Source organism: Legionella wadsworthii DSM 21896 = ATCC 33877, from assembly GCF_000701265.1.
GTDB lineage: Bacteria > Pseudomonadota > Gammaproteobacteria > Legionellales > Legionellaceae > Legionella > Legionella wadsworthii.
On record NZ_KL370759.1, the window covers coordinates 1,144,292 to 1,155,903 of the forward strand.

Sequence of the window (11,612 nt, forward strand, 5' to 3'; positions counted from 1 at the left end):
TTTACTCCTGATAATATTGTTTTAAATAAATAATAGGTTCAGCCAACTCTTTAGGAACAACATCTGCCACTATCTCCCCTCTTTTTAAAATAATTAAACGATCCGATATTTTGTTTAAAAAATCGAGATCATGGGAGGCGATAATCATGGTTACACCAAAAGATTTCACTGAATTTAATAAATGGATTACTTCATCAATTGTTGCCAAATCAAGACCGGATGTAGGTTCATCACAAAGTAATAAATCAGGCTCCATCATTAAGCTTCGTGCCAAAGCAACTCTTTGTTTTTGTCCCCCAGATAGTTGATGAGGATAAGCACATGCTTTATCACTTATCCCCAAACGTACCAATAACTGTTGTGCATGCTCCTCATGATTTAAATTTTTATTCTGAATACGTGGTGCATAAATTAAATTTTGCATGACAGTCATATGAGGAAAAAGCTGAAAATCCTGAAACATAAAACCGTTCTGACCTGCTACTTTAATTTCACCCGAATCCAGCATTTCCAATTGCTGGATGCATCGCAACAAGGTGGACTTACCACTTCCAGATGGACCTGCAAGGCCTAACACCGTTTGAGCATCTACCTTTAAATTAATATTATTTAATATCGGTACTGTACCGAATTTTTTATACGCCTGATTAATGACTAACATACAGACCTCTTTGTTGAATTCTTTTACCGAGGAACTCAATTAAGAGAACCATACCGTAGTAAAAGCATCCTGCAATACACAAAGGAACAAAATAAGTAAATTGCTCTGCCGCAACCGACTGTGCCCTGCGCATTAAATCCATTCCCCCTATAGTGGCAATCAAAGCAGTCTCTTTTAAAAGAGCTATCATTTCATTGATAAATGCAGGAAAAATATTTTTTATTACCTGGGGTAAAACTATATCTTTCCAAAGGTAGAAACTGGGTATTCGTAAAGTTTTTGCTGCTTCAAATTGTCCCTTAGGTAAATGCTCGATTCCCGCTCTCATAATTTCAGCGATGTATGCGGAGCTATTTAAACCAAAGGTCAGAAGTCCTGCGACCAGTATATTGGCTTTAATGCCCATTAGAGCTGGTGCTGCAAAATAAATAAAGCTAAGCTGCAATATAACTGGAGTTCCTCTCATGACTGAAATAAATCCATTAATCACTGGCTTCATGATTCCTTGATATCGAAGTAAAGCCATTAATGTTCCCAAGAGCGTACCAATCAATAAACTGCCTAACAATAAAAATAAAGTCACGAGAGTTCCTTCCCCTATAAAAAGAACGTTTTGTTTTAACTCGTCCATTGAACGCCCTCCAACCATTTTTTCTTGAGTGTAGAAAGCGCCCCGCTCACCTCTAATTCATGCAGGATTTGGCTTACTTTTTTGGTTAATTTGGAATTTTTTTTCAGGGCGATACCATACCCTTCTTCAGATTTTGCTATGATTGCAAATGATAATCCTGGATTTTTTTGACTAAAGACATCCCCTTGAACCCCATCCAACAAAACCATATCGACATGGCCTGCTTTAAGGGCTGCTATGGTTTGATTGTTGTTATCCATGACTAACAAATTAGCATTAGGAACATTCTTTTTTAGCCAGATTTCCATTGTGCTGCCTAATTGAACGGCTATTTTTTTACCATCCAAATCTTTGACCTCGATAATCGGATTTTTCTCTGGAAAGACTGCAGCCATACTTTCAAAATAGTAGGGCTCAGTAAAATCAAAACTTTCTTTCCGCTGCTCTGTAATCGTTATTGTGGAAATGGCCGCATCGACCTGCCCAGTAGTTAAGGCAGGTAAAATGCTACTGAATTGCATGGCATTAAACCTGGCCTCTTTTCCTAATTTTTTTGCAATCAATTGCGCCAGTTCAATATCGAAACCTTTAATATCCCCATGGTCATTATATTCAAATGGTGGATATTCTGGGGCGACAGCAAAATCAATGTATTTTATTTTCTCATCCTCAATATTTCCATAGCAAAGCGTAACAATTACTGTAAAACCAACTATAAAAAGGAAAAATATCTTTTTCATGTGAATACATATCCAGTTTTTATGCGTTTTATCAATTTATCAACCCGGACTTGTTCTGTCAAGAGTATTTGAATATAATTTCATTCAAGTTGGTAGTGTATTCAAAGTAATTGGAGGATTAGAATGAGTCAAGATGCTGCACTGGATGGTCATATTTTAAATATAGTGCAAACGGAAACCATTGCAGAACAAGTGGATTTACAAAATATTTTAAAACACAGAGGATATAATATTCCTCAAGCGACTCTATCCCGCCGTTTAAAAAAATTGAAAATTGCAAAAGTTGGTGGCACTTATCAGGTGGTTGATTTCAATATTCCCAATCTTCCCTTAGTACTAAACATGAGCGTCTCAGATTATGGACTGATTGTTTTGCATACTCATCCGGGAAATGCAAACAGTCTTGCTTTTTTTATGGATAGAAAATTTGTTTCTTTTTCACCCCAAAATGTCCACAACTCAGGTATATTGGGCACGATTGCCGGGGATGACACGGTTCTTCTTATTATAAAAAGCAAAGGACAACTGCAACAGGTAATTGAACTATTACATAATGAATTTCCTTATTTAAAAAAATAATTGAATAAAGGGCAAGCTCGTTTCAACTTGAGATAACAAAGCGGATTTAAAATATCGGTTCTGACTTCGCACATATATTGAGGAATAAATCCCCATCACCACATTTATAAATTTTATTTATAAGTAAAGATATCCTCGTTATAATAAGTTGTTCATTCTATAAGGCACTATTATGACCCTTTCGGCAAAAGATTTAGAAAAAATTGCTCAATTAGCTTATCTGGATACAGCCCAAGAGCATTCATCCAAGCTCATGGATGACCTTAACGCAATTATGAATTTTGTCGATCAACTGGGATCTCTAAATACCCAAGATATAGAACCTCTCTTTCATCCGCTGGCCTTAAATCAGCGCTTAAGGCCAGATAACATCACGGAAAATAATTGTTTGAATCAATTAAAAAAGCAGGCACCACACTTTGAACAGGATCTCTATCTGGTACCCCAAGTGATAGACCAGGATAAATAATATGGAAAAGTTATCATTAAAAAAAATATCCGAAGCCTTACAACAACGTGATATCTCGAGCGTTGAATTAGTGCAGCATTATTTAACACAAATCCACAATCAAAAAGATTTAAATGCTTTTATTAGTATAGATGAGGAACATGCTCTTTCGGAAGCCCAAAAAGCTGATCAAAAAATAAGTAAGGGTGAGGGATCTGTTTTGACAGGTATTCCCATGGCTTTAAAGGATCTGTTTTGCACGATTCGCATGCCCACCACTTGTGGATCTAAAATGTTGAAGGATTTCCAATCCCCTTATGAAGCGACCTTAGTGAATAAGCTTCTTGATCAAGGATCCATTCTAATTGGTAAAACCAATATGGACGAATTTGCTATGGGTTCATCGAATGAAAACAGTTATTTTGGTGCTGTAAAAAATCCATGGGATAAAGAACGTGTTCCTGGGGGCTCTTCAGGTGGTTCTGCTGCAGCTGTTGCTGCAGGATTGGTTCCATTTGCCATCGGCTCAGATACTGGAGGTTCAATACGCCAACCGGCAGCTTTATGCGGAATTAGTGGAATAAAACCCACTTATGGCCTGATTTCCAGATATGGAATGATTGCTTATGCATCCAGCTTAGACCAAGCAGGACCTTTGGCCAGAAACGCGGAAGATTTGGCCTTGGTTCTTCAGGCAATGGCTGGGTTTGATCCTAAAGATTCTACATCAGTTGAAACAAAAATTCCTGATTATTACGAAGACCTCAATAAACCTTTATCCAAAATGAAAATTGGTTTACCTTCTTGTTTTTTCCAACCGGAGGTAGAAAAAGAAATACAAGAAGGTATTATTTCAGCTGTAAAAATTTTTGAACAGATGGACGCTGAAATAGTTCCTCTTGATTTACCGCTTCAACCCCTTTGGGTTCCTTGTTATTATGTTGTTGCTTGTGCCGAAGCCTCCTCTAATTTATCTCGTTATGATGGCGTGCGATTTGGATACCGGAGTAATCAAGCAGATACTTTAACTGAACTTATTCGTAATTCTCGCACTGAAGGCTTTGGCATTGAAGTCAAGAGACGAATACTGACAGGAACCCATGTGCTTTCAGCGGGATATTTTGATGCTTATTATTTGCAAGCCCAAAAAATACGCCGTCTTATCCAGCAAGAATTAATCACTCATTTGAATACAGTGGATGTTATTCTTGGACCAACAACACCCACTTGTGCTTTCAAGATTGGTGAAAAGATAACTGATCCCATTCAAAATTACTTGGCAGATGTTTTTACAGTAGCAGCTAATCTTTGTGGATTACCAGCAATTTCAATCCCGGCTGGATTCAGTAAAGGATTACCCATGGGATTACAACTTATGGGGAAACATTTTAGTGAAAGCAGTTTGCTCCAAATAGCACATCATTATCAACAACAGACCAGCTGGCACCTTGCCAGTCCAAACCAATAAGGTGCATTATGGAATGGGATACAGTCATCGGCCTTGAAGTTCATATTCAGCTCAAAACAAAATCAAAGCTTTTTTCTGGCGCGCCCACTGCTTATGGATCAGCGCCAAACTCACAAACCTGCTTTATAGATGCAGGATTTCCTGGCGTTTTGCCTGTATTGAACCAAGAAGCCGTGATCATGGCGATTCAGTTTGGTTTAGCGATTCAAGCAGAAATTAATGATCAATCGGTTTTTGAACGAAAAAATTATTTTTATCCCGATCTACCTAAAGGATATCAAATTAGTCAATTTCAAAAACCTATTGTAAGTAATGGTAAATTAACAATCAGTTTGAATGACGATACTTTAAAAGACATTCTAATAGTCCGAGCTCATCTAGAAGAAGACGCAGGAAAATCATTACATGGAATTCATTCAGGTTATAGTGGTATCGATCTTAATCGAGCAGGTACACCCTTGTTAGAAATAGTCACCGCCCCCTGTTTATTCTCAAGCCACGAGGCCGTGAGTTATCTCCGAAAACTTCACCAATTGGTTCAATTTTTAGAAATTTGTGACGGCAACATGCAAGAAGGCAGTTTTCGTTGCGATGTAAACTTATCTTTAAAACCTAAAGGGTCTTCAGTTTTAGGAACACGGACTGAGTTGAAGAATTTAAATTCGTTTCGATATATCGAAAAGGCAATTTCTTATGAGCAGTCACGGCAACAAGATCTATTAGAAAATGGAAAACAAGTCATCCAAGAAACACGGCTTTATAACCCGGACTCGCATTCAACGCATGCCATGCGTAGTAAAGAAAATGAAAATGATTATCGATATTTTCCAGATCCTGATTTACTACCCATTCAAGTCACCTCTTCCCTTATCGAAAAAATAAAAAACAGTCTTCCAGATTTGCCTGATAAAATTTATTCTGAATTAAAGAAAGTCTCATCCTTAAAGGAAGAGGATATTCATTTTATTCTATCCTCTCCCGCAACCTATAAGTTTTATAATTCAATACACTCCCAAAGTCACGCCACAGAAAAAATGATCATCAATTGGCTTAAAGGACAATATGCAGCCGCTTTAAACGAGGCAAACCTCACTTTTGAAACCCCTCGTGTATCTGCCGAGCTAATGGCCAATCTCCTAAATAAACTGCATGACAATATCTTATCTTTGAATCATGCAAGGGCTATTTTCGCTTTATTGTGGTCAGGAGAGAGCGATATTGATGCCATTATAGAGCGTGAGGGGTATCACCAAATAAACGATACAGCGGCTTGGGAAGAAATGATTATTCAATTGATTCAACAGTATCCAGAACAGGCAGCGGATTATCGAGCCGGGAAAGAAAAATTATTGGCATTTTTTGTAGGACAAATCATGAAACAAACACAAGGAAAAGCCAATCCCGAGCAAATCAATACCCTCTTAAAAAAACATTTAGCTGGAAAAGAATAAAGTTTTAAAATTGCAGGGAATAACATTCTAAAAATATTAATTGGCATAAAAAGCTATTTGTCAGTTCTCTAACCAAATGTTCTTTCCCTCTGACTGAAAGGATAAAAAAGATATCGGGCGTGAAGCTGCCAAGGACTGAAATAACAATGTCTCAAAATAATATATTATTGTTTTGAAATAGAAAGAGTCAGTCGATAAGCCGGGTTCTGTCGCGGACAATCATTCATCTGGGGCAAGCGTCACCGCTAGCCTCAAGCGACCTACCCGAATCCCATGCGGGTCACATGTTATGACTTTTCAGTCAAATGGATTCCTATTTGGTCTTGCTCCGAGTGGGGTTTTCCCTGCCACGACTGTTACCAGACGCGCGGTGCGCTCTTACCGCACCATTTCACCCTTACCTCAAAGAGGCGGTATATTTTCTGTGGCACTTTCCGTAGGTTCACACCTCCCAGGCGTTACCTGGCACTCTACCCTTTGGAGCCCGGACTTTCCTCCCTTTGCAAACAAAGAGCGATTGTCTGACCAACTCTGTTATCAATAGTAGCAGAGTGCCTAGCTAAAGACCACTGTATCAGAAAAATTTTGTGAGAAAACCAATGAATGAGATTATCTAATTAATTAGAAATCACGAGTTCCGATAAATTCGTCATCAAAGTAACGCTTTAGTTTAGTACGTAAAGTACCACGGCTTACGCCAAGAACACGTGCAGCTTTTGATTGGTTGTAACGAGTTAACTCCATTACTGTACGAAATAATGGCGCTTCAACTTCTTCTACAATTAATTGATACAAATTTAAGTTAGAATCTTTATTGCTAACACTGGTTAAATAGCCCTTAACAGCATGAATTACTTGATGTGAAAGTGCTTCGCTGCTTTGCACCATTGTTTCTGTGCTCATTTAAGTCTCCTAGTACAAATTAATTAAATAAAATTATGCCCAGTACATACACTCACCGAACACTATGGACTATATAGTACCAAACATCTCAAAGAGTGTAAATATTGTTTTAATGATATTCATTTCTTAAGGAAATATTAAGTAAAAAAAATTTTACCATTTTAAGAGTTCTATGGACAAGACGAATTTTTAATTAATTAATGGGTAAGGACATTTCTCAAATAAGTTGCTGAAATAAAATAATAATTTTTGGTGCGATGCCCTTATAGGAATGGCTTAACGATAAAATAAATCCATGTCGAAATTAATTTATTAAAATAAAATTTATTTAAAAGATTAAGAAAAAATTAAGAATGGGCATGATTTTTAAAAAAACATACCAGGGATTTGTATTGCCGCATAATGGAATCCTGGTTAGGAATTTTCGAAAAAAAATCACTAAAATAACTTATTGAATTAAAGCAGTTATTTCATTTCATATCATTTCCAAAAAAATCTTATAATTTGAACTTAATTTGGATAAGATCCGGTTGTGTTATTTTGAAACTATTTCATTTAAACAAAAAGGGATTTCACTACCATTAGAAGTATAAGTATCAGTGCGACCTTTCAGGCTTCCAGATCGGTAGGTGGTGTCCTAATCCACGGTAAAACTTTCTCCGCACCCGCATTGTCCTGTTTGGTTGGGATTATTGAATACAAATTTATAATTTAATCCCTGTCGGACATAATCCACGCTCATGTTTTTTAAAAAAGGGTAACTGGATTTTTCAATACATACGATGTAATTTTGTGTCAAATCTAACACCAAATCCTCTTCTTGTGGCGTCAATACATAATCTATGACATAGGATAGCCCAGAGCATCCTGTTTTTTTTACTGACAAACGAACCCCTTTATATTGCGTATTTTTCTGCAAATAAGAAACTACATGTGCTACCGCATCTTCGGTAAAATGAATTTCAGGTACTTTTGATTCAATATGATGCATTACGACACTCATGATACTACCTCTTAAATTTGATGGTTCCTTTTCATTAAAAGCAGTGCTTCTTCATACACATTTTTAATTCTTATTGCTAAAGGATACTGGGTTAAAGGTATCTCTAATTCTTTAACAATCAGTTGATAATCTATTTGTGGAGTAGCATGAATACTCTTCCCTTCCACAAACCGGCATAACCACTCCAGACCTGCAATCACAAAAGGATTACAACTACTTCTAAAGCAAGCCCGAACAATTGTACCATTCGAATTACATTGCAGGTAGAGCTCGATCATTCCTTGACCTTTCTGGTGGTTTTTAGCAACCACTGCAAAATGATTTTTAAGATCGATCTCCCCTACATGCCTTGGTTTAAAAAAATAGTCGTGTACAAGTCTATTATACATTATAGTGGCGACATTTCGTGCAATCTAGTTACTTGAGTACAAATTACCTGAGTCGCGTAATCTACTTCTTCCTCCTTAGTAAAACGTCCCAACGATAATCTAATAGTACTCTGAGCTATTTCATCACTTAACCCCAAAGATCTTAAAACATAAGAAGGCTGAATACTGGCAGAACTACAGGCTGATGTGGTGGATATAGCTAATTCATTGAAGGCATAAACCAAGGAATCCCCATCCAGTCCTGGAAAACTTATATTAAGATTTCCTGCAATACGTTTGTCCTCATCACCATTCAACTGGATACCAGGCAAGTGCTTAATACCATTCCATAAACGTTGGCGATACTTCAAAATCCGGGGTTGCTCCTCTTCCCTTAGGCTTTCAGCTAATGCAAATGCCTCACCCATTCCTACTATTTGATGGGTCGCTAGAGTTCCAGAGCGTAAACCGCCCTCCTGTCCTCCACCATAAGTTTGAGGTTGTAGGCGGATTCGCGGTTTATGCCTGACATATAGGGCACCTACACCTTTAGGTCCATAAGTTTTATGTGCAGAGAATGACATTAAATCTACTGGTAGGTGTGTGAGATCAATGGGAATTTTACCGGCACTTTGTACTGCATCTACATGAAAAATAATTCCTTTACCTCTTAATACATCCCCGATAGCTTCAATATCCTGTATGACGCCAATTTCATTATTCACATGCATCATGGAGACTAGAATAGTATCGGATCTCAGGGCTTTGGCCAATTTTTCAATATCCAGCAAACCGTTCGCCTCTGGGGCTAAATAGGTCACTTCGAAGCCATCTTTTTCCAAATGATTAAAACTATCAAGCACAGATTTATGCTCTGTAGTCATTGTAATGAGATGCTTGCCTTTATTTTTATAAAAATGAGCCGCTCCGATGATGGCTAAATTATTCGCTTCCGTGGCCCCCGAAGTGAAAATGATATCTTGAGGTGAAGCCTTGATTGAGTCAGCTACCTGTAAACGCGCATTTTCTACTGCGACAGATGCAACCCGACCATACTCATGGGTGACTGATGATGGATTTCCATAATCGCCATCCGGACCTAAGTAATGGACCATCCGTTCTATAACCCGTGGATCCACGGGAGTTGTTGCCATATAATCAAAATAAATTGGTTTTTTTATTACCACTTTTTACTCCTGCCCTTTTTTTCTTGCCCATTCCAAAGATTTTTGTACCTGACTCAACATACCGCGTAATAGATTCACTTCCATTTTTTCTAGATTGACTCGATTAAACAATCTACGGACACGTTGCATCAAACGTCTTGGATTTGCTTCCTTTAAGAATTGCACCTCTATAAAAACTTTTTTTAGATGGCCATAAAATTGCTCAATTTCATCTGCTGTAGCAAAGTCATCTTGCCGTAAAGAAACTTCCGCCTTAGGCGCTAATAATTTCATTCTCAATTCGTATGTAATGATTTGTACTGCTTGCGCAAGATTCAGCGAACTATACTCTGGATTGCTTGGAATATGGATGTGATAATGGCACTTTAACAATTCTTCATTGGTTAAACCTGCGTGTTCTCTTCCAAACACAATAGCAATTTGAGTTTCTTCTGTTTGTTGGCCCACTAAATCGGCACAAGATGAAGGCGTTAAACCAGGTAAAGAGATTCCTCGAGGTCTAGCGCTTGTTCCCAAAATCAACTGAGCGCCAACCAAAGCCTCCTCCAAAGTTTCAGTAACTACAGCACTGTCTAAGAGATCATCAGCGCCAGCAGCCATTTCCTGAGCTCTTTTGTCAGGAAATGATTTTGGCTGAACCAGGTAAAGGGAATTTAACCCCATGGTTTTCATTGCTCTTGCTGTGGAGCCTATATTCCCTGGATGTGAGGTGGCTACTAAAATAATACGTATTGAACTTAGCTTCATAAATTGATTATTAATGCTTATAAATCCCTATATCATACCATTGAACTCCATTTTTTACGATTTTTGATTTTTTAATATTTAATTCTCTTTGCGTAAAAAAAATATGCTAGAATTCCCGGTTTTGTAGATCAAAGAGTATATTCATGGAACCACTTTTAAATATAGCAATAAACGCAGCACGGTTAGCTGGTGAAATTATAATCCGACATATGGAGCAAGTGGATCGTATCAAAGTAACCCCTAAAAATACCCATGATTTTTTTAGCGAAGTTGATATTAAAGCCGAACAAACAATCATAAATACCATCCATAAGGCTTATCCTGAACATGGAATTCTTGCTGAAGAAAGTGGGGTTCAAGAGGGTGATGGGGAAACGATTTGGATTATTGACCCACTGGATGGCACATCGAATTATCTACATGGCTTTCCTTTTTTCTCAGTTTCAATTGCAGTTAAAGTTAAGGGAAGAATCGAGCATGGAGTTATTTATGATCCTTTGAGGCATGAATGTTTTGCTGCAAGCCGAGGGCGTGGGGCGCGGTTAAATGATCGCAGGATTCGTGTTTCCAAGCAAACGCAACTTATTTCCTCATTGTTGGGTACTGGTTTCCCTTCGCGAGATATTAAAGTGGCTCAAAAATATTTGCCTACCTTTGAGGCACTGATCGGAAAATGTGCTGGAGTGAGAAGATTGGGATCAGCTGCATTAGACCTGGCTTACGTCGCCAGCGGTCGTCTTGATGGTTTTTGGGAGCTTGGTTTACGTCCCTGGGATATTGCAGCAGGAGCATTATTAATCCGGGAAGCAGGTGGTTTAATCAGCGATTTGCAAGGTGGCGATGATTTTCTAAATCATGGAAACGTGGTAGCCGGTACGCCTAAGGTATTTAAATCATTATTACAAACGATATCACCTGCTTTGAAAACAGAACAGTAAAACTGCTGTCTAAGTAATTTGTCAATTTTCACGCAGTAACATCTGGATGGATTCCCGCCTACGCGGGAATGACATTCCAAAAAGAGATCCTGACGAAGCGAAGATGTTCGTTGAGATGCTAGACCCCGCGGACAAGCCGCGGGGCGTAGGCCGCGGGGAACAAAACTTTGCTCTAATGACATCCCTCCGCTTGCTCAATATCTACGTCCCAACTCTTTTTATCCCGGCTCCCAAACCCCTACGCTTGGGCATTACACCCCTACGTTCCAGCTCTAAACCCCCTACATTCCGGCGCAACAACCATACGTTCCGGCTTAAACCTCCCACGTTCCGGCTCTACACCCCTATGTTCCGGCTCTACATCCTATCGCCTCAATACCCTACGTTCGCGACTTGTTCGCGGGATCTGAGATTAATCAGCGATTTACAAGGGGCAATTTTATAAACCATGAACACGTGGAGCTGATAACCTAAAGATTTCTAAATCG

General features: G+C 38.5%; 13 protein-coding genes and 1 other RNA gene. 5 read left to right on the plus strand and 9 right to left on the minus strand.

All coding sequences use genetic code 11. From position 1 onward, the window contains the following. Position 1: 1 nt before the first annotated feature. The 3 genes from BU07_RS0111290 to BU07_RS0111300 are packed head-to-tail and all read right to left on the minus strand — an operon-like array spanning position 2 to position 2,032. Positions 2-661, minus strand: a complete 660-nt coding sequence (locus BU07_RS0111290; RefSeq protein ID WP_031566100.1) for an amino acid ABC transporter ATP-binding protein — start codon at positions 659-661, stop codon at positions 2-4. Next, positions 648-1,292, minus strand: a complete 645-nt coding sequence (locus BU07_RS0111295; protein WP_031566102.1) for an amino acid ABC transporter permease — start codon at positions 1,290-1,292, stop codon at positions 648-650. Before BU07_RS0111295 ends, BU07_RS0111290 begins: the two co-directional genes overlap by 14 nt. Continuing rightward, on the minus strand, positions 1,280-2,032 hold the full coding sequence (locus BU07_RS0111300) for an ABC transporter substrate-binding protein (protein WP_031566104.1): 753 nt from the start codon (positions 2,030-2,032) through the stop codon (positions 1,280-1,282). Before BU07_RS0111300 ends, BU07_RS0111295 begins: the two co-directional genes overlap by 13 nt. Before the next feature lie 123 nt (positions 2,033-2,155). Here BU07_RS0111300 and BU07_RS0111305 point away from each other — a divergent pair, with 123 nt between their 5' ends. From BU07_RS0111305 to gatB, 4 genes are all read left to right on the plus strand, one after another. Beyond that, positions 2,156-2,611 (plus strand): arginine repressor, encoded by a 456-nt coding sequence (locus BU07_RS0111305; RefSeq protein ID WP_031566106.1) that lies wholly within the window; start codon positions 2,156-2,158, stop codon positions 2,609-2,611. 172 nt (positions 2,612-2,783) lie between these two features. Next, positions 2,784-3,080, plus strand: a complete 297-nt coding sequence (gatC, locus tag BU07_RS0111310) for an Asp-tRNA(Asn)/Glu-tRNA(Gln) amidotransferase subunit GatC (protein ID WP_031566110.1) — start codon at positions 2,784-2,786, stop codon at positions 3,078-3,080. 1 nt (position 3,081) lies between these two features. Then, positions 3,082-4,527, plus strand: coding sequence for an Asp-tRNA(Asn)/Glu-tRNA(Gln) amidotransferase subunit GatA (gene gatA, locus BU07_RS0111315; RefSeq protein WP_031566112.1), 1,446 nt, complete (start codon positions 3,082-3,084; stop codon positions 4,525-4,527). An 8-nt stretch (positions 4,528-4,535) separates the two neighbouring features. After that, entirely contained in the window at positions 4,536-5,978 is a 1,443-nt protein-coding gene (gene gatB / locus BU07_RS0111320) for an Asp-tRNA(Asn)/Glu-tRNA(Gln) amidotransferase subunit GatB (protein WP_031566114.1), read from the plus strand. Between the two features lie 179 nt (positions 5,979-6,157). On the opposite strand, the gene rnpB is transcribed toward gatB, so the two are convergent. From rnpB to trmJ, 6 genes are all read right to left on the minus strand, one after another. Further along, positions 6,158-6,511, minus strand: an RNA gene (rnpB, locus tag BU07_RS17025) — RNase P RNA component class A. Between the two features lie 88 nt (positions 6,512-6,599). Next, entirely contained in the window at positions 6,600-6,881 is a 282-nt protein-coding gene (locus BU07_RS0111330; protein ID WP_031566118.1) for a helix-turn-helix domain-containing protein, read from the minus strand. A 637-nt stretch (positions 6,882-7,518) separates the two neighbouring features. Continuing rightward, complete coding sequence (locus BU07_RS0111335) at positions 7,519-7,884, minus strand: HesB/IscA family protein (RefSeq protein WP_031566120.1); 366 nt, start codon at positions 7,882-7,884, stop codon at positions 7,519-7,521. An 11-nt stretch (positions 7,885-7,895) separates the two neighbouring features. Next, positions 7,896-8,273, minus strand: coding sequence for an iron-sulfur cluster assembly scaffold protein (locus BU07_RS0111340; RefSeq protein ID WP_031566122.1), 378 nt, complete (start codon positions 8,271-8,273; stop codon positions 7,896-7,898). Next, the gene (locus tag BU07_RS0111345; protein ID WP_031566124.1) at positions 8,273-9,406 is read right to left on the minus strand and encodes an IscS subfamily cysteine desulfurase; all 1,134 of its coding nucleotides are present in this window, start codon (positions 9,404-9,406) and stop codon (positions 8,273-8,275) included. Before BU07_RS0111345 ends, BU07_RS0111340 begins: the two co-directional genes overlap by 1 nt. A gap of 36 nt (positions 9,407-9,442) precedes the next feature. Then, complete coding sequence (trmJ, locus tag BU07_RS0111350) at positions 9,443-10,186, minus strand: tRNA (cytosine(32)/uridine(32)-2'-O)-methyltransferase TrmJ (protein ID WP_031566126.1); 744 nt, start codon at positions 10,184-10,186, stop codon at positions 9,443-9,445. 143 nt (positions 10,187-10,329) lie between these two features. On the opposite strand from trmJ, the gene BU07_RS0111355 reads away from it, so the two are divergent. Next, positions 10,330-11,124 (plus strand): inositol monophosphatase family protein, encoded by a 795-nt coding sequence (locus BU07_RS0111355; RefSeq protein ID WP_031566128.1) that lies wholly within the window; start codon positions 10,330-10,332, stop codon positions 11,122-11,124. Positions 11,125-11,612: the final 488 nt, after the last annotated feature.

Excerpts from the sequence above, each read along its gene's own strand:
- BU07_RS0111290 (WP_031566100.1), bottom strand. The coding sequence starts at position 661 with ATGTTAGTCATTAATCAGGCGTATAAAAAATTCGGTACAGTACCGATA.
- BU07_RS0111295 (WP_031566102.1), bottom strand. The coding sequence starts at position 1,292 with ATGGACGAGTTAAAACAAAACGTTCTTTTTATAGGGGAAGGAACTCTC.
- BU07_RS0111300 (WP_031566104.1), bottom strand. The coding sequence starts at position 2,032 with ATGAAAAAGATATTTTTCCTTTTTATAGTTGGTTTTACAGTAATTGTT.
- BU07_RS0111305 (WP_031566106.1), top strand. The coding sequence starts at position 2,156 with ATGAGTCAAGATGCTGCACTGGATGGTCATATTTTAAATATAGTGCAA.
- gatC (WP_031566110.1), top strand. The coding sequence starts at position 2,784 with ATGACCCTTTCGGCAAAAGATTTAGAAAAAATTGCTCAATTAGCTTAT.
- gatA (WP_031566112.1), top strand. The coding sequence starts at position 3,082 with ATGGAAAAGTTATCATTAAAAAAAATATCCGAAGCCTTACAACAACGT.
- gatB (WP_031566114.1), top strand. The coding sequence starts at position 4,536 with ATGGAATGGGATACAGTCATCGGCCTTGAAGTTCATATTCAGCTCAAA.
- BU07_RS0111330 (WP_031566118.1), bottom strand. The coding sequence starts at position 6,881 with ATGAGCACAGAAACAATGGTGCAAAGCAGCGAAGCACTTTCACATCAA.
- BU07_RS0111335 (WP_031566120.1), bottom strand. The coding sequence starts at position 7,884 with ATGAGTGTCGTAATGCATCATATTGAATCAAAAGTACCTGAAATTCAT.
- BU07_RS0111340 (WP_031566122.1), bottom strand. The coding sequence starts at position 8,273 with ATGTATAATAGACTTGTACACGACTATTTTTTTAAACCAAGGCATGTA.
- BU07_RS0111345 (WP_031566124.1), bottom strand. The coding sequence starts at position 9,406 with ATGGCAACAACTCCCGTGGATCCACGGGTTATAGAACGGATGGTCCAT.
- trmJ (WP_031566126.1), bottom strand. The coding sequence starts at position 10,186 with ATGAAGCTAAGTTCAATACGTATTATTTTAGTAGCCACCTCACATCCA.
- BU07_RS0111355 (WP_031566128.1), top strand. The coding sequence starts at position 10,330 with ATGGAACCACTTTTAAATATAGCAATAAACGCAGCACGGTTAGCTGGT.